This window comes from Miniimonas sp. S16 (assembly GCF_057748195.1).
This window is the reverse complement of the sequence record NZ_CM173242.1, coordinates 3,032,036-3,048,898: the sequence shown is the minus strand read 5'-3', so window position 1 is coordinate 3,048,898 and position 16,863 is coordinate 3,032,036. Positions and strand designations below refer to the sequence as shown.

Sequence of the window (16,863 nt, the reverse complement as noted above, 5' to 3'; positions counted from 1 at the left end):
GGTGGTGTCCGACAGAGCCACCCGCGGGTCGGCCGGCCCCGCGGACGAGGTGCCGCAGGCGCCACGGCCCGCACGGACGGGCCGCGCCCTGCCGTGGGTGACGGCGGGACTGCTCGCGCTCGCCGTCGTGGGTGCCGCCGTCCGCGGGCCGCTGGAGGCCGAGCCGCGCTGGACGGGAAGCGACGGCGGGGAGAACCCGACGAGCCTGAGCACCGTGCAGCTCACGTTCCCGCCCCAGGACCCGAGCGACCAGCCCACGCTGCCGCCGTTCGAGCCGTTCGAGGTGCCCGCCGTGGTGGGCCAGGTGCTGATGTGGGTCGCGATCGCCGTCGCCGCGCTCGTGCTGGCCCTGGTGCTGCGCAGGCTGCTCAGCCAGCTGCAGCGCGAGCCGGCGATCGAGGGCCCGGACGTGGCCGGCGGGGTCAGCGTGGTGCAGGACGCCGTGCCCGACCTCACCGACGCGTTGGCCGAGGCACAGGCGCGGCTGCGCGAGCGCTCGGCGCCGCGCGACGCCGTGATCGCGGCCTGGGTCGCGCTGGAGGAGGCCGCCGCCGACCACGGCATCGTCCGCGCGGCCAGCCAGACGCCCACCGAGTTCGCCGTCGGTGTGCTGCGCCGAGGCGCCGACGCCGAGGCGGTGACGCAGCTGCGTGACGTGTACCTCGCCGCGCGGTTCTCCGAGCACCCCGTCACCCACGACGACGTGGCGCGTGCCCAGGTCGCGCTGGACGCGATCGCGCGCGCCTGGCAGGACGCGCGATGACCCGCCGACTGCTCGGCGAGGCGGCGGCCGTCGTCGCCGCCGGCGTGCTCGCCTTCGCGCTGGGCTCCCCCGCGCCCGGGGTCGTCGTCACGGTCCTCGCCGTCGCCGCGCTCGTCGCGCTCGGGCACCTGATCCCCGACTCCGACGAGACCGCCTGGCCGCGGCTGCCCGCGCCCGAGCGCGGCGGCCGCCGCGCCGAGGTGTACCGCCTGTCCTGGCAGACGGGCCGCGACGGCGCGGCCGCGAGCGGCGCGGTGCTCCGGCTGCGGCAGGCGATCGCGCTGCGGCGCCGGTCGGCGGCCCCGGAGGAGGCCGAGGAGCTGGACCGGCTCGCCGGACAGCTGGACCGGCGCGAGGGCGCCGCCGTCCAGCGGGTCCTCGAGGACCTCGAAGCCATGGCGCGCCGCGACGGCGCGTCCCCCCGACCCGACGGCCCGAGAGGGAGCGCACGATGACCGAGCACGACGCCGGACACCCGCCCACGCACCACCACGAGGACGTCGAGGCGGACGGACCCGGCGAGCACGCCAAGCCCACCAGGCCCACCGCGCCCACCGGGCCCAGCTCGTCCGCCGCCCCGCGGCCGGCCGCCTCGCAGCCCGCCACCGCGGACGAGATCGCCCACGCGAGCGAGGCCGTCCTCGCGGAGGTGCGCACCGCCGTCGTCGGCATGCCCGCCCTGAGCACGGCGCTCGCGTGCGTGCTCGCGGGCGGCCACCTCCTGCTCGAGGACGTGCCGGGCACCGGTAAGACGCTCGCCGCGCGCAGCCTCGCCACGGCGCTCGGGCTCGACTTCGCGCGCGTGCAGTGCACGCCCGACCTGCTGCCCTCCGACGTCACCGGCTCGATGGTCTTCGACCCGGCCCGCACGGCGTTCGAGTTCCGCCCCGGCCCGGTGTTCACGGGCATGCTGCTCGCCGACGAGATCAACCGGACGCCCCCGAAGACGCAGTCGGCCCTGCTCGAGGCGATGGCCGAGCGCCAGGTCACGGTCGAGGGCGTGACCCGTCCGCTGCCGCACCCGTTCCACGTCATCGCGACGTCGAACCCGGTCGAGCACGAGGGCACCTACCCCCTGCCCGAGGCGCAGCTGGACCGCTTCATGGCGCGCCTCGCCGTCGGGTACCTCGACGGCGAGGGCGAGACCGCGCTGCTCGAGCGGCGTCTCGCGCGGCGGCAGGAGGCGGCGCCCGTGCGCACGGTCCTGCGTCCGGGCGAGCTCGCCGCGCTGCAGGCGGGGGTCGAGCAGGTCGCCGTGGAGCGCGACGTGCTGCGCTACTGCGTCGACCTCACGGCCGCGACCCGGTCGGCGCGCTCGGTCGAGGTCGGCGCGTCGCCGCGCGGCACGCAGGCCCTCGTGCTGCTCGCCCGGGCGTGCGCCGTGATGGCGGGGCGCGACTACACCACGCCCGAGGACGTGAAGTCGGTCGCCGTGCCCGCCCTCGCGCACCGGCTCGTGCTCACGCCGCAGGCGTGGGCCGCGGGGACGTCGCCGGTCGCCGTCGTCGCCGACCTGCTCGACCACGTGCCCACCCCGGGCGCGACCGCCTCGCTGCGGTGACGACGTGATCGGGCCGACCGGGCCGACCTGGCCTCGGGAGCCGCTCGGGCGTCCGCCCGAGCGGGTCGCCCCGCGTGGGCGACCCGTCGGCCTCCTGCCGGAGGACGGCCGCGCCCGACGGCGAGCGGTCACCACGCGCAGCGGCGTCGCCGTCGCCGTGGTCGCCCTGGTCCTCGTCCTCGCGGGGGTCGCACTTGCGCGGCCCGACCTCGTCGTCGTGGCGGCCCCGCTCGTGCTGGCGGCGGCGATGCGAGCACGCAGCTGGCGACCGGACCCGACGCCGCCGCGCACCGAGGCGGTCGGCCAGCCCGAGCCCGGGCGGCACGTCACGGCGGTCACCCTCGCCGCGGGCGAGCGAGGTGCGGTGCGCGTGCGCGCCGTCGTGCCCGGCTACCAGGAGGCGCGCGCCCTCGCCGTGCCGGGCGTGGTCGAGGTCGCGATCGAGTCCGCCCGCACCGGCGTGCTGCCGCCCCTGCGGGTGGACTGGGCCGAGGTCACCCCGGACGGCGCCCAGGAGAGCGAGCCGGGCACCGTCACCGCACCGGCCCTCGTGGTCGAGCCGGTCGCGGCACCGACCGCGGCGCTGCCCGTGCCCGCGCACCTCGTCGGCCTCACGGGCACCCACCGGTCCCGGCGCCACGGCGAGGGTGAGGACCTGCACGACATCGCGCCGTTCGCACCCGGGGACCGGCTGCGCTCGGTGGACTGGCGCGTCACCGCCCGCCGCGGCACCACCGATCCTCGGCTCGGCACGCGCCTGTGGGTGCGCCGGAGGTACGCGGACGCCGAGGCCGTCGCCGTCGTGGTGCTCGACTCGCGCGACGACGTCGGGCCCGACGTGCGCACCTGGGCCGGCGGGACGGCGGTGCTGCCGACGCAGGCGACCTCGCTCGACGTGGCACGCCAGGCGGCCGCGTCCTACGCCCGCGCCTACGTGGAGGCGGGCGACCGCGTGGCGTTCACCGACCTCGCGGCCCGCGGCCTGCCGGTGCCGCCCGGCGCCGGACGGCGGCACCTGCGCCGGGTCGTGCAGGCGATCAGCACGTCGGCGCCGCTCGGCGAGCCCGCCCCGCTGGTCCGGGCACCGCGGGTCACCTCGGGCGCGCTCGTGGTGGTGGTCTCGACCTTCCTCGACGACGACGCGGCCGCCGCGGCGCGCGGCTGGGCCCAGCAGGGGCATCCCGTCGTGGCCGTGGACGTGCTGCCCGACCTCGCGCTGCACCGCCTCTCGCCCGAGGAGCTGCTGGCCGCCCGCGTCGTGCTCGTCCAGCGCGACGCGCGACTGGCGGACCTGCGCGGGTCCGGTGTGGAGCTGCGGAGGTGGCTGCCATGAGCGCGGGGGCCGCCCGGACCCGCTCCAGGTCCAGCGCCGGCGGGCACCTCGGCCGCCGGATCCGGTCGTGGTGGCCGGCGCGCTGGCGGGCCGAGCCCGGTACGCCGCGAGCGCGCGGCGGCGTGATCGCGCCGCGCGTCGCGCTCGAGGTGGGTCCCGCGGTGCCGGCCTGGCTGCTGTGGGGCGTGGCCGCCGTCGCCGGCGTGCTCGTCCTGGTCTGCGCCCCGACGGGCATCCTCGGCCGGGTCGTGCTGGGCGCCGCGCTCGTCGCCCTCCTCGTGCGGCCGCGGGGCGTCGCCGCCGGCTTCTGGGTCGGGGTGGTCGGGCTCATCACGCTGGCCGGTGTCCCGCTCAGCGGGGTCACGGAGGCGACCGCCGGATCGTCGGGAACGGCGGTGCTGACGTCCTCGACCGGCACGGGCGACGCGCTCGCCCTGGCCGGCCTCGTGCTCGGCGTGCATCTGAGCGTCGTCGCCGCCCGGCTCGTGGAGCTGCTGCGGCCGCGCTCCCCGATCGCGCTCGGCGTGCTCCGGGGTCGACTCGCGGCGTTCTGGCCACCCCAGCTGCTCGGCCAGCTCCTCGCGCTCGTGGTCTGGCGCCCGTGGGGCGGGTCGGCGCCGTGGGTGACGGTCGCGGCCCTCGTGGGCGCGGCGGTGCTCGTGTGGCTCGTGCTGCGACCCCGGCCGGGGGCGGTGCGGCCCGAGGCGTAGATGCCGAGCTCCAGAGCCGAGCCGTCGATGTCGGCGCGGGGTGGCAGGCTGGGCGCATGCCGGAGCTGCCGGAGGTCGAGGCGTTAGGCGCGTTCCTGCGCGAGCGCGCCGTGGGGCACGTCGTGGTCGCCACCCACGTGGCGCAGATCGGCGCGCTCAAGACCTACGCGCCGCCGCTCGAGGACGCGGTGGGCCGCGCCGTCGTCGGCGTCGCCCGGTACGGCAAGTGGCTCGCCCTGGGGCTCGGCCCGCGCGGCGAGCTCGACGCCCGCCCCGAGGGCGCGCAGCTGTACCTCGTGTTCCACCTGTCGAAGGCGGGCTGGCTGCGCTGGCGCGAGGACATGCCCCCGTCCGCCAGTCCCAAGGGCAGGCCGATGGGCCGCAGCGCCGGACCGGTCGCGCTGCGGGTGTGGCTCGACGACGGCGGCTTCGACCTCACCGAGGCCGGCACCCGCAAACGCCTCGCGGTCCACCTGGTCGCGGACCCCGCCGAGGTGCCGCTCGTCGCGTCGCTGGGTTTCGACCCGATCCGCGCCGCGGCCGACGGCGAGCTGACCGACCTCCTCGGCGCGGCGCTGCGCACGCGCAACCAGCAGGTCAAGGGCGCGCTGCGGGACCAGCACCTCGTCGCTGGCATCGGCAACGCCTACAGCGACGAGATCCTGCACGCCGCGCGCATGTCGCCCTTCGCGCTGACCCGCTCGTTCACCGACGACGACGTGGCCCGCCTGGCCGACGCCGTCACCTCGGTGCTGGCCGCCGGCCTCGCGCAGGCGAGCGGCCGACCCGCCGCCGAGCTCAAGGACGCCAAGCGCCGCGGCATGGCGGTGCACGGGCGGACCGGCCAGGCCTGCCCGGTCTGCGGCGACGTGGTGCGCGAGGTGTCGTTCGCCGACTCCTCGCTGCAGTACTGCGCCACCTGCCAGACCGGCGGCACGCCGCTCGCCGACCGGCGGATGTCCCGCCTGCTGAAGTAGGCCGGCGGCTGTCGAGAAGTCGTCGTGACGCCCTTCGCGGGGCGCGATCGTGGCTTGCGCGAACGCCGCGACGACGCCGCACACCGACTCGGTTGCACAGTCGACCCGCGACCGGGATCCGCAGCGACGTCGTTCCACAGGACCGTTGACTCCCGAGTTCTGGCTGAGTACTCTCGCCGAGCTGGATATATGACGAAGGAGTCATGATGAGTTGCTTCCAGACATTCCGAGCCCTTGCGACGTGCATCGCCGCCGGGAGTCTGGTGCTTCTGGGTTCCATCGCTCACGCCGAGGGCGCTGCGAGACCCGTCGTCGGAGCTCAGCCTGCGGATGTCCCGAATGTTCCCGCGCTACGGATCGACGACTCGATCAGCGCGGCCGAGATGCAGGACTTGAGGTTGGTGGCGGAGCAGAACGGCATCTCGCTGGACGAGGCGATCACCCGCTACGCCTGGAACGACAACTTCGCGTTGGTGGTCGACACGATGAGGAGAGCGCATCCCGAGTCGTTCACAAGCGCGGAGATCGTCGATGCGTTCCACGCCTGGATCTCGTTCAAGGGCCCCGCACCAGACGTAGGCGTCGTGCTGGACGCGTTCGAGAGGACGGCGCCCGCCGTCGAGGTCGAGCTCCGCGCTGACGAGGGCTACTCGGAGCGTGAGCTGGAGAGGTCGATCGAGAATGTCCACTACGCGATCTACGGTTCTCCCGGCGTCCTCCAAGCTGCCACGTCGTTTGATGCCGACACGCGCACGATCGTGAGCACCGTCGTCCTGGCCGATCCGCAGAAGGTGTCGCTGGCCCTCGATCTGGAGGAGGCGGCCCAGGGTGCCCTCGCTGCGGTGTCGACAGGCGACTCCGACATCGCCGCTGCGGTGACCATCACGCAGGGCGCAACCCTCGGCGGCGACGACAGCGCGGGCTATCACTACGGAGGTGAGGTGCTCTCGGGCTGCACCTCCGGCTTCGGGACCAGGGCATCGAGCGCTACGAGCGGGACGCGAGGCGTCGCAACTGCTGGTCACTGCGGCAACTCCCAGAGTGACAACGGGTACGCACTCACCTATCAGGGCGGGCACCAGGGCACCTATGGTGACTTCCAGTGGCACACTGGAGGGGTTGCCCACGCGGACGACTTCTACGCAGGCTCTGCGACCGTGACCGAGACGACCCTTCGAGACGTTTCCGGCATTGGAGCACCGACGGTCGGTCAGACCCTGTGCAAGAACGGGGCGACCAACCACGCGAGCTGCCAGGAGGTGCGCCTGCTCGGTGACTGCCGGGACAGCATGTGCAACCTGGTGCAGATGGGCGCGCGCCTTGCGGGGCCAGGTGACAGTGGCGGCCCGATCTACTGGGGCAACACCGCTTACGGTCTGCACTCGGGTTGGAGGTACGACCCGTTCGCGCCGTTCGACCGAGATCAGTTCGCGCGTGCCGATCGGATCGATGACGCCCTTGGCATCTACATCGCCACCAACTGATGTCCTCGAAGGTCCCACGCAGCAAGGCTGGCTCGACTCGCCGGCGACGCCTGCTGAGGTGGGGTGTTGCCATCCTGATGGTCTTGGCCGTGGTGGCCACCGCGGTGCTCTTCCTGACCCGGGGGGTCTCCTGGCGCGACCGGGTACCCGTTAGCCAGGCAGTACTTCTCCAGTCGGACGTGTTGGCCCTGGCGGTCGGTTCATGCGGCGATGAGCCCGAGGTCGATCTCCTTGACGAGCAGGAGGACGCGGTGGAGGTAGCGGTTGTCTCCACCCGCACCATCGGCGGTCCGGGCAGCGGAGATTGTATGGACATGGTCGAGGTTCGACTGCAGGCCCCCTTGGGTGAGCGGACCCTGCTCGACGTGACGTCGGGAGACGAGATTACCGTTGACTCGGATTGGTGACGGCGTTCGAGTCACGTGTGGGCGCCGCGGCCGCGTCGTTCCCGTGGACGACGCCCGCGGCGGGCGTCGCAGCTGGGCAATCTCCTGAAGCGCCCCGGGCTCGGTGCTAGTTGTCGCGCGAGTCAACGTGGCTGCACGTCGACAAGAACGTCAGCCCCGTCTGCTTCGTGATCATCGCCTCGCGCAGTTCCTCGCGAAGGTCGCGCTCAGCGCGGTCCCAGGTGATCTCACGGGTCGTGAGCCAGGATGCAGTCCAACCGGCGCGGGATCGTCATCGGCACGATCACGTCGCCGTACTCGTTCGGCTCGAACGGGCCGCGAGGCTGATCGACGGTCGCCCAGACGTCGTTGGCGAGCTTGCTCGTGCGGGAGTACTGCCTGGCCGTGTGGACCGCGCGTGAGAGCGTCGAGGGTCCGAGGAGATGGTTGCCCGTCCATTCTCCCCAGCCGCCGGCTCGGTACCGCCCGGCGCGCAGAGGTGCTGACTACTGCCGCCGCGATCGGACGACCGGAGGCGGATCAACTTGTTGCACGGTCATGTCATGTGAACGGGACTCCACGAGGCGCTCAAGTCAGGAGCACGGAGGGCCAGTTCGAACTGTGTTCGAACACCCACGTGACTCAACCAGGTCAACTACCTGTCCCACGAGTCAACGCGGGTGCATGTCGACGGCGGCGCGCGCAGGGCGCGCGCTCGCGCAAGGCCGGCGGCACGCGCAGGGCGCCCGCTCGCGCAAGGCCGGCGCCACGCGTACCCTCCCGCACCACGCCTGTCTCGCACCACGCCCCCACTCCTCACGCCTCCGCCCACCCACGCCGCCACACCCCGTGGCAGGCTGACCGGCGTGACCCACGACCCCGCCGCCCTCGTGCCCGACTCGCTCGCCCCCGCCGCCGAGCCGCCCGCGCCCGGCGACCACGGCCGGGTGACCGGGCCCACGGCGGCGGACGAGGTCGACGTCCTGCCCGTCCCGCGCGCCTGGGCGGGGCACCGCACCTACGGGGGCCGCGCGCTGCTCGCGCCGCGCACGCTCGAGGCGCTCGCGCGCCTGGTCACCAGCGGCGAGCCGGTCCGCGCGGTGGGCAGCCGGCACTCCTTCAACGACCTGGTCGACTCCGACGGCGCCCTCGTCACGCTGACCCACCTCGAGCGCGAGCCGGTGCTCGCCGTCGCGCCCGACGGCGCGGCCACCGTCACCGTGTCCGCCGGCACCACCTACGGTCGCCTCGGGCCGTGGCTGCACGAGCGCGGCTACGCCCTCGCGGCGCTCGCCTCGCTCCCCCACATCAGCGTCGTCGGCGCCGTCACGACGGCGACCCACGGCTCGGGCGACGCGATCCGCACGCTCGCGGGCGCCGTCGTCGGCCTCGAGCTGCTCACCGCCCAGGGCGACGTGCGCGCCCTGCACCGCGGCGATCCCGACTTCGCCGGCGCGGTGGTCGCCCTCGGCGGGCTCGGCCTCGTGCTCACGGTGACGCTCGCCGTCGAGCCCACGTACGAGGTCGCCCAGACCGTGCGCGACGACGTGGCGCTCGACGGCGTGCTCGCCCACCTCGACGCGGTGTTCGCCGGCGCGACGAGCGTGAGCGTGTTCACCCGGTGGGACGGCCGCGCCGCGGTGTGGCGCAAGCAGCGGACCGATGCCGATCCGGGCGCGGCGGCCCGCGACCTCGGCGACCGCACCTCGCTGGACGACCTCAGCGGCCTCGGCGGCCGGGACGCGGACGGACCGCGCCACCCGCTGCCCGACGGCGACCCGGTGGCGTGCACGCCCCAGCTCGGTGAGCCCGGACCCTGGTTCGCCCGCCTGCCGCACTTCCGGCTCGAGTTCACCCCGTCGGCGGGCGCCGAGCTGCAGAGCGAGTACCTGCTGCCCCGCGAGGCCGCAGCCGACGCGATCCGCGCCGCGGCGCCGGTCCTCGCCGAGGCCCGCGACCTCGTGCTGGTGAGCGAGCTGCGCAGCATGGCGGCGGACGACCTGTGGCTCTCGGGCGCCTACGGGCGCGACACCGTCGGGCTGCACACCACGTGGCGTCAGGACTCCCGCGTCCCCGGCGTCCTGCCGCGCCTGGAGGAGGCGCTCGCCCCGTACGCGCCACGTCCGCACTGGGGCAAGCTCTTCGCCGACCCCGACCCTGCCGGCCTCGCCGCGCACTACCCGCGGTGGGCCGACCAGGTGGACCTGTTCCTGAGGTACGACCCCGACGGCGTGTTCGCCGGACCCCTCCTGCGCCGGGTCGGCCTTCGGGCATGATGGCCGCATGAGCGGCGCGGACGGCGACGGCACGAACGACCGGGTCGAGCGCGCCGTCGCCGAGGACCTCGAGGCCCGCCGCCACCTGTGGCCGGCGCGGACGCGACGGGCGGGCAGGGCCGAGCGCGACACGGCCGCCACCGAGAAGGGCACGCGCGCGCTGCCACCCCACGAGCTGCCCGCGGAGGAGCCCGCGCGGCACGCCGACCCCACCGCGAACCGCCCGCCCCGCTGGCTGCCGCGCGCGCTGGCGATGGCGGCCCTGACGGTCTTCGTCGCGATCGGCGTCTGGAACGCCATGTCCTCGCTGAGCGGGCTCCTGGTGAACCTGCTCATCGCCTTCTTCGTCGCCCTCGCGCTCGAGCCGATGGTGCTCGGCCTGGTGCGGCACGGCTGGCGCCGGGGTGCCGCGGCCGCGGTCGCGCTGCTCGGCACGATCGTCGTGGTGATCGTCGTCATGGCGCTCTTCGGCAACCTGTTCGTGCAACAGCTCATTGAGCTCTTCGGTGCGATCCCCGAGGCCTACGCGAGCGTCACGGCCTGGATCGAGGGTCACTTCGACGTCGTCGTGCCGGGCTCGGACGAGGTGCTCGACGAGATCGTGTCGCAGTGGGGCCAGGACGTCGCCTCCGGCGCCCTGCTCGTCGGGGTCACGCTCGTCAGCGGTGTCTTCGCCGCCCTGACGATCGGCCTCGTGACCTACTACCTGCTCGCCGCCGGGCCGCGGTTCCGCGCCGCGATCTGCCGCTACCTCACACCGAACCGGCAGACCGAGGTGCTGCGGCTGTGGGAGATCACCCAGGCGAAGGTGTCCGACTTCATCAGCTCCCGCGTCGTGCTCGCGGCGTTCTGCACGGTCGCGACCGGGATCTTCCTGCTCATCGCCCGCGTGCCCTACGCACTGCCGCTCGCCCTGTTCACCGGCCTGGTCTCCCAGTTCGTCCCGACCATCGGGACCTACCTCGGCGGGGCGCTGCCCGCCGTCGTCGCCCTGACCTCGAACGGCCTGACGACGGCGCTCGTCGTCGTCGCGTTCGTCATCGCCTACCAGCAGGTGGAGAACCTCTACCTCTCCCCCAAGGTGTCCGCCCAGGCGCTCGAGATGAACCCCGCGGTGAGCTTCGTGGCCGTGCTCGCGTTCGGGGCCGTTTTCGGAGCGCTCGGCGCGTTCCTCGCCCTGCCGGTCGCCGCCACGATCCAGGCGGTCGGCAACACCTACCTGCGGCGCCACGAGCTGGTCGCCTCCCCCATGCTCGCGGACCCCGGACACGGCGGTCGTGCCGACCACGGCGGCGAGGGCACCCCCGCGGGCTGAGCGGACGTGTTGTGACGCGCGCCACCGCAGCCCGATCTCGAAGCACCGCGCGAGTCGACGTAGACTGAATACGGATACTGTTAATCCGCTTCTGTCCGGCGCGTGAGTCCCCCGCGCCGCGGCCCCCGACGCGAGGAGCACACATATGGCCGAGCTGTTGTACCGCCTGGGCAAGGGTTCGTCCCTGCACCCGTGGCGCGCGATCGTCGCGTGGCTGCTGGCGCTCCTCGTCGCGGGAGGGTCCTATCTCGCGTTCGGCGGCACGCTCAGCTCCTCCGTCACCATCCCGGGGACGGCGACGGCGGAGGTCACCGACCGCCTGCAGGCGGAGTTCCCCGACGCCTCCGGCGGCACGGGCACGATCCTCTTCCACACCGCCGACGGCAGCGCGCTCACCGACGACCAGCGCGCGGACATCAGCGCCGCGCTCGCCGACGTCGCGGCGCTCGACGGCGTGCAGCGCGTCGTCGACCCGTTCCAGGCCGAGGCCGACCGCGAAGCGCAGGCCGCCGACCTGCAGAGCAAGCAGGCGCAGGCCGACGACGGCCGCACCCAGGCCGAGGCGGGCCAGGCCCAGCTCGACGCCGGGCGGGCCGATGCCGAGGCCGGCCAGGCCGCGCTCGACGCCGCCCGGGCCGCTGCCGAGGCGGACGGCACCATCGTCACGATGCAGGCCGCGTTCGACGCGCAGCAGGCCGTCCTCGACGCCGGTGCGGCGGAGCTGGACAGCCAGCAGCAGGTGCTCGACGCCACGTTCGCCCAGCTCGACGCCGCGCAGCCGGCGCTGACGGCCGGGCAGCAGCTCATCGACGCCGCGAGCGGTCTGCGCACCGTCTCCGAGGACGGCTCCGCCGCGGTCGCGTCGGTCCAGTTCACCCTCCCGGCGATCGAGGTGGACCCGGACACCAAGGGCGCCGTGGTCGACGCCGTCGAGGCCGCCGACCTGCCCGCGTCCGGGGTCGAGGCCGACTTCTCCAACGAGCTCACCCAGACCCTCCCGGCCCTCGGCGGCGCCTCGGAGGTCATCGGCGTCGCGATCGCCGGCATCGTCCTGTTCGTCATGCTCGGCACGCTGATCGGCGCGGGCCTGCCGCTCGTCACCGCGCTCGTCGGGGTCGGTGTCGGCGCGGCCGGCGCGCTGGCGCTGTCCGGTGTGGTCGACATGATGTCGGTGACGCCGATCCTCGGCGTGATGCTCGGCCTCGCGGTCGGGATCGACTACGCGCTCTTCATCCTCAACCGGCACCGGCGCCAGCTGCGCGAGGGCGCCGACGTGCACGAGTCGATCGGGCTCGCGAACGGCACGTCCGGCAACGCCGTGGTGTTCGCCGGCTCGACCGTGGTCATCGCGCTGCTCGCCCTCAACCTCACGGGGATCCCGTTCCTCGGCCTGATGGGCACCGTCGCGGCGGCGTGCGTCGTCATCGCGGTGCTCGTGGCCGTGACCCTCACGCCCGCGCTGCTGGGCCTGGCGGGCCTGCGCCTGCTGCCCAGGAAGCAGCGCGCCGACCGGCACGCGCACGTGCACGGCGAGGTCGCCCCGATGAGCACTCCCCGCGCGTGGCTGCGCGTCGTCGCGGGCATCGCCGTGCTCGGCATCGTCGCGATCCCGGCCGCGTCCATGCGGCTCGGCCTGCCCGACGGCACGTCCGAGGCGACCGACTCCACGCAGTATCGCTCCTACACGCTCACCGCGCAGGAGTTCGGCGAGGGCGTGAACGGCCCGCTCGTCGTCGTCGCGGACATCCCGACGGGGCTGGACGAGGCCGGGCTGACCGTGCTCCAGGCGGACATCGTCGGCGACCTCATGGCCCAGGACGACGTCGTGGCCGTGGCGCCCGGTGGCGTCTCCGAGGACGGCTCGCTCGCGATCTTCCAGGTGATCCCGCAGGAGGGCCCGAACAGCGAGTCGACCGAGGTCCTCGTGCACACCCTGCGCGACCTCTCGATCGACGGGCACGACGACGTCACGCTCAGCGTCGCGGGCTTCGCGAGCGGCAACATCGACGTCTCGGAGAAGCTCTCCGCGGCGCTCCCCCTCTACCTCGTCGTGGTCGTCGGGCTGTCGGTGCTCATCCTCATGGTGGTGTTCCGGTCCCTCGTGGTGCCGCTCATCGCCACGGGCGGGTTCGTGCTCTCGGTGCTCGCCGCGTTCGGCGGCGTCACGGCGATCTACCAGTGGGGCTGGCTCGGGGACGTGTTCGGCGTCCACGACCCGGCGCCGATCCTCAGCTTCCTGCCGATCCTGCTCGTCGGGATCCTCTTCGGTCTGGCGATGGACTACCAGCTGTTCCTCACGTCGGGCATGCGTGAGGCGTACGTGCACGGCTCCCCCGCGCGGCGCGCCGTCGCCGAGGGCTTCCACGCGGGTCGGCACGTCGTCACCGCCGCCGCGATCATCATGATCTCGGTGTTCGGCGGGTTCATCTTCTCCCACACCGCGATCATCCGGCCGATCGGCTTCGGCCTCGCGTTCGGGGTGCTCGTGGACGCGTTCGTCGTGCGCATGCTCGTGATGCCGGCGATCATGCACCTCGTCGGGGAGAAGGCGTGGTGGCTGCCGCGCTGGCTGGACCGGCTGCTGCCGGACGTCGACGTCGAGGGCGCGTCGCTCGAGCGGCGCCACCACGCGCCCGACCACACGCCCGAGGGCGAGCGGTCGCCGGCCGGCAAGCACGCCGCGGGCGGCGACACCGCAACGGCGGACGACGGCGTGCAGCCGGCCACGTCGCGGGCCTGAGACCCGCTCGGCGCGCCGGGGCGGACGGGGTCGATCCCGTCCGCCCCGGCGCGTCTCGGGCGCGACGGCGGAAGGTTCCAAGGCGAAAGGCGCGACGGCGAACGACCGGCGCGGTCAGCCCCGTGCGCCCCAGCGGCGGCCGATCTCCAGCGCCTGCTCGGGCGTCACGGGGTCGCCCAGGTCGCCCCGGCCGGGTCCGGAGCGAATGCCGTCCAGCACGATGCGCAGGTAGCGGCGGTAGGCGTCGGGCCGCACGTCGGAGGAGTTCTCCGCGACCTCGCTCACCATCCAGAGCAGCAGCAGCACGTCCTCGCCCGTGACACCGGCCCGCAGGTCGCCCTCGGCGAGGGCGCGCTCCTGGAGCCGCTCCCCGACCGCGGCGAGCGCGTCCACGCCGTCCGAGAGCACCTCGACGCGGCGCTCGGGTGCCAGCGCGACGTCGCGCAGCCCCAGGTTCGCGGCGAGCAGGTCGGCGCCACGGTCCAGCAGCATCACGAGGCCGTCCCAGGCGCGCTCGGCCTGCGAGGCCTCCTCCGCGACGGCGACGATCTCGGCCAGCGGGGCTGCGAGGGCCTCCCGCACGAGCGACTCCTTGTCGGCGAACCGGCGGTAGACCGTCCCGACGCCGACGCCCGCGTGGTGTGCGACCTCGTTGAACCCGACGCCGAGCCCCCGCTGGGCGAACAGCTCCCGCGCCGCGGCGACGATCAGCTCGCGGCTGCGGCGCGCGTCCCGCCGCACGACCCGCGCGGGGCGCTCGGCGCCGTCGGACGCGAGGCCGGGTTCGCCGTCGGGACGCGGCGAGGGCCGGCCGTCGTCCGCGAGGCGTGGCTCGCCGTCGGGGTCGACGCGCCCCGCCGGAGCCGGCCGATCGGTCTCGCTCGTCATCCGCGGGTCACACCTGGAGGGAGAGCTGCTCCGCGTGCACGGGGGCGGGGAGCGCGGTCGATCCGGTGAGGTAGGCGTCCACCGCGGCCGCGGTCGCGCGGCCCTCGGCGATGGCCCACACGATGAGCGACTGGCCGCGGCCGGCGTCGCCGGTGACGAAGACGCCGTCCTGGGCGGTCGCGAAGTCGCGGGTGCGCACGGCGCTCCCCCGCGGCGTGGTGTCCAGCCCGAGCTGGCTGAGCAGGTCGGTCTCGGCGCCGACGAAGCCCATGGCGAGCAGCACGAGCTGGGCCGGGATCTCGAACTCGCTGCCCTCGACGGGCGTGAACCGGCCGTCGACGAGCGCGACCTCGACGAGCCGCAACGCGGCGATCCGACCCTCGTCGTCGCCCACCATCTCCGTGGTGGAGACGGCGTAGCGCCGCTCACCGCCCTCCTCGTGCGCGCTGGAGACGCGGTAGAGCATCGGGTACGTCGGCCACGGCTGGTGCTCGGGGCGGCCGTCCGAGGGGCGGGGCATGATCTCGAGCTGTGTGACCGACGTGGCGCCCTGGCGCAGCGCCGTGCCGAGGCAGTCGGCGCCCGTGTCGCCGCCGCCGATGACGACGACGTGCTTGCCGGTCGCGACGACCTGGCCCTCGACCTCCTCGCCCAGCGCGACCCGGTTCGCGGGCACGAGGTACTCCATGGCCTGGAGCACGCCGTCGAGCTGACGACCGGGGACGGGCAGGTCGCGCGGGATGGTGGAGCCCGTGGCGACCACGACCGCGTCGTACTGCGCGCGCAGCTCCGCGCCCGTGATGTCGACGCCGACGGTGGTGCTCGGGTAGAACCGGGTCCCCTCGGCCTCCATCTGCGCGAGCCGGCGGTCGATGACCCACTTCTCCATCTTGAACTCGGGGATGCCGTACCGCATGAGGCCGCCGATCTTGTCGGCACGCTCGTACACCGCGACCGTGTGGCCGACGCGGGTGAGCTGCTGCGCGACGGCGAGCCCGGCGGGGCCCGAACCGATCACCGCGACCGTGCTGCCGGTCAGCCACTGCGGCGGCTGGGGCTCGAGCAGACCGCGTTCGAACGCCTCCTCCGCGATGTGCACCTCGATGTTCTTGATCGTGACGGGTTCCTGGTTGATGCCGAGGACGCACGCCGTCTCGCAGGGGGCAGGGCAGAGGCGACCGGTGAACTCCGGGAAGTTGTTCGTGGCGTGCAGGCGGTCGGAGGCGTCGGCCCACTGGTCGCGCCAGGTGAGGTCGTTCCACTCCGGGATGAGGTTGCCCAGCGGACAACCCATGTGGCAGAACGGCACGCCGCAGTCCATGCAGCGCCCGGACTGGCGGTGCAGCGTCGCCGACTCCTCGGGCGTCTGGGCGCGGTGGGCGTGCACCTCCTGCCAGTCCATGATGCGCACGGGCACGGGACGGTTGGCGGGCAGCTCGCGCTGTCGCACCTTGAGGAAGCCGCGTGGGTCGGCCACGTCTCCACCTCCCTGGACGTGGGGGGCGCACGCGGGTCGGGCTCGGTGCGCGGGTCCCCGCCAGGGTAAGGCAGGACGGGCACCCTCGCGCACGACCTACGTCCCGTGAGACGGCGCCCCCGAGCCCCTACGCCCCACCTCGTCTACGTCGCGCGGGAGGCGGGCTCGCCGTCGGGAGCCGTGCCCGCCCCGAGGCGCCCGGCCGAGGCGGCGATCGCGCGGCGCGCCGCGTACACCGCGCCGCTCGTCGTGGCCCATGCGGCGCGGTCCGCCGGGGTCCAGGCCCGCCCGGGCACGAGGGCGGCGTCGGCCGGGACGAGCTGTGGTTCCGGGCCCATGACCAGCCCCGGGACCAGCCCTGGGACCAGCCCCGCCCGCTCGAGCAGGTCGAGGTAGCCGTGGGCCACGAGCGCGTGCCCGTACGGGCTCAGGTGCACGCCGTCGGGCCCGAACGCGGTGGCGCGACGTCCGCGCACCAGCGCCCCGAGGTCCAGCACGACGGCGCCGCGAGCCGCACCCGCCGCGAGCACCTGCTCGTTGAGCGCCTCGACCCGTGCGCCGATCCGCCGCCCGGACCACCCCGGGATGCCGAGCACCTCACCCGGCCGCGGCATCGTCGCGGTGAGCGGCCGCGCGCCGGCGGCGCGCACGACGTCGAGCACCTCCTCGAGCGCGTCGCGCACCGCGCAGGCGTCGAACGTCCAGCGCAGCACGTCGTTGAGCCCCACCCAGACGATCGCGACGCTCGGGCGGAACGCCCGCAGCTCCGCGGCCTGGCGCCGACGGGCGTCCGCGAGCGTGGCCGAGGGCCGGGCGGCGTTCGCCGTCGTGACGGCGGTCCCGCGGGCGCGCACGAGGTCGGCCAGGAGGTCGGGGAACGGCCGCTGTCGCTGCGGGCTGCCGACCTCGAGCACGCCGGCGGCGAGGGAGTCGCCGATCGTGAACAGGCGCAC

15 protein-coding genes are annotated in these 16,863 nt (G+C 74.5%); 11 read left to right on the top strand and 4 right to left on the bottom strand.

Annotation, left to right across the window (positions count from 1 at the left end):
* Nucleotides 1-4 precede the first annotated feature (4 nt).
* From AC3AQ1_RS13350 to AC3AQ1_RS13315, 8 genes are all read left to right on the top strand, one after another.
* The gene (locus tag AC3AQ1_RS13350) at nt 5-763 is read left to right on the top strand and encodes a DUF4129 domain-containing protein (RefSeq protein WP_108719381.1); all 759 of its coding nucleotides are present in this window, start codon (nt 5-7) and stop codon (nt 761-763) included.
* Nucleotides 760-1,218: a hypothetical protein gene (locus AC3AQ1_RS13345; protein WP_108719380.1), complete on the top strand. Its 459-nt coding sequence runs from the start codon at nt 760-762 to the stop codon at nt 1,216-1,218. Before AC3AQ1_RS13350 ends, AC3AQ1_RS13345 begins: the two co-directional genes overlap by 4 nt.
* Nucleotides 1,215-2,324 (top strand): AAA family ATPase, encoded by a 1,110-nt coding sequence (locus tag AC3AQ1_RS13340; protein ID WP_108719379.1) that lies wholly within the window; start codon nt 1,215-1,217, stop codon nt 2,322-2,324. Before AC3AQ1_RS13345 ends, AC3AQ1_RS13340 begins: the two co-directional genes overlap by 4 nt.
* A 4-nt stretch (nt 2,325-2,328) precedes the next feature.
* Nucleotides 2,329-3,657 (top strand): DUF58 domain-containing protein, encoded by a 1,329-nt coding sequence (locus AC3AQ1_RS13335; RefSeq protein ID WP_108719378.1) that lies wholly within the window; start codon nt 2,329-2,331, stop codon nt 3,655-3,657.
* A complete protein-coding gene (locus tag AC3AQ1_RS13330; RefSeq protein ID WP_108719377.1) occupies nt 3,654-4,367 on the top strand; it encodes a hypothetical protein in 714 nt (237 codons plus the stop codon). Before AC3AQ1_RS13335 ends, AC3AQ1_RS13330 begins: the two co-directional genes overlap by 4 nt.
* A gap of 56 nt (nt 4,368-4,423) precedes the next feature.
* On the top strand, nt 4,424-5,344 hold the full coding sequence (locus AC3AQ1_RS13325) for a DNA-formamidopyrimidine glycosylase family protein (protein WP_108719376.1): 921 nt from the start codon (nt 4,424-4,426) through the stop codon (nt 5,342-5,344).
* Between the two features lie 203 nt (nt 5,345-5,547).
* Nucleotides 5,548-6,828 (top strand): S1 family peptidase, encoded by a 1,281-nt coding sequence (locus AC3AQ1_RS13320; RefSeq protein ID WP_108719375.1) that lies wholly within the window; start codon nt 5,548-5,550, stop codon nt 6,826-6,828.
* A complete protein-coding gene (locus AC3AQ1_RS13315) occupies nt 6,828-7,235 on the top strand; it encodes a hypothetical protein (protein WP_108719374.1) in 408 nt (135 codons plus the stop codon). Before AC3AQ1_RS13320 ends, AC3AQ1_RS13315 begins: the two co-directional genes overlap by 1 nt.
* Nucleotides 7,236-7,462: 227 nt before the next feature.
* Here the strand turns inward: AC3AQ1_RS13315 and AC3AQ1_RS13310 are convergent, their stop codons facing one another.
* Complete coding sequence (locus AC3AQ1_RS13310; protein WP_108720223.1) at nt 7,463-7,711, bottom strand: type I restriction-modification system subunit M N-terminal domain-containing protein; 249 nt, start codon at nt 7,709-7,711, stop codon at nt 7,463-7,465.
* Nucleotides 7,712-8,197: 486 nt separating this feature from the next.
* Between AC3AQ1_RS13310 and AC3AQ1_RS13305 the strand changes: the two genes are divergently transcribed.
* The 3 genes from AC3AQ1_RS13305 (at nt 8,198) to AC3AQ1_RS13295 (ending at nt 13,545) form a co-directional block, all read left to right on the top strand.
* Nucleotides 8,198-9,490 (top strand): FAD-binding protein, encoded by a 1,293-nt coding sequence (locus AC3AQ1_RS13305; protein WP_108720222.1) that lies wholly within the window; start codon nt 8,198-8,200, stop codon nt 9,488-9,490.
* 7 nt (nt 9,491-9,497) lie between these two features.
* Nucleotides 9,498-10,805 carry an AI-2E family transporter gene (locus AC3AQ1_RS13300; protein WP_234417515.1) on the top strand — a complete coding sequence of 436 codons (1,308 nt, stop codon included), beginning with the start codon at nt 9,498-9,500 and terminating at the stop codon, nt 10,803-10,805.
* A gap of 145 nt (nt 10,806-10,950) precedes the next feature.
* Nucleotides 10,951-13,545, top strand: a complete 2,595-nt coding sequence (locus AC3AQ1_RS13295; RefSeq protein ID WP_108719373.1) for an MMPL family transporter — start codon at nt 10,951-10,953, stop codon at nt 13,543-13,545.
* A gap of 114 nt (nt 13,546-13,659) precedes the next feature.
* Here AC3AQ1_RS13295 and AC3AQ1_RS13290 read toward each other — a convergent pair whose 3' ends face one another.
* The 3 genes from AC3AQ1_RS13290 to AC3AQ1_RS13280 form a co-directional block, all read right to left on the bottom strand.
* On the bottom strand, nt 13,660-14,433 hold the full coding sequence (locus AC3AQ1_RS13290; RefSeq protein WP_108719372.1) for a TetR/AcrR family transcriptional regulator: 774 nt from the start codon (nt 14,431-14,433) through the stop codon (nt 13,660-13,662).
* 7 nt (nt 14,434-14,440) lie between these two features.
* A complete protein-coding gene (locus AC3AQ1_RS13285; RefSeq protein WP_108719371.1) occupies nt 14,441-15,910 on the bottom strand; it encodes a glutamate synthase subunit beta in 1,470 nt (489 codons plus the stop codon).
* A gap of 143 nt (nt 15,911-16,053) precedes the next feature.
* Nucleotides 16,054-16,863, bottom strand: coding sequence for a GDSL-type esterase/lipase family protein (locus AC3AQ1_RS13280; RefSeq protein WP_159096549.1), 810 nt, complete (start codon nt 16,861-16,863; stop codon nt 16,054-16,056).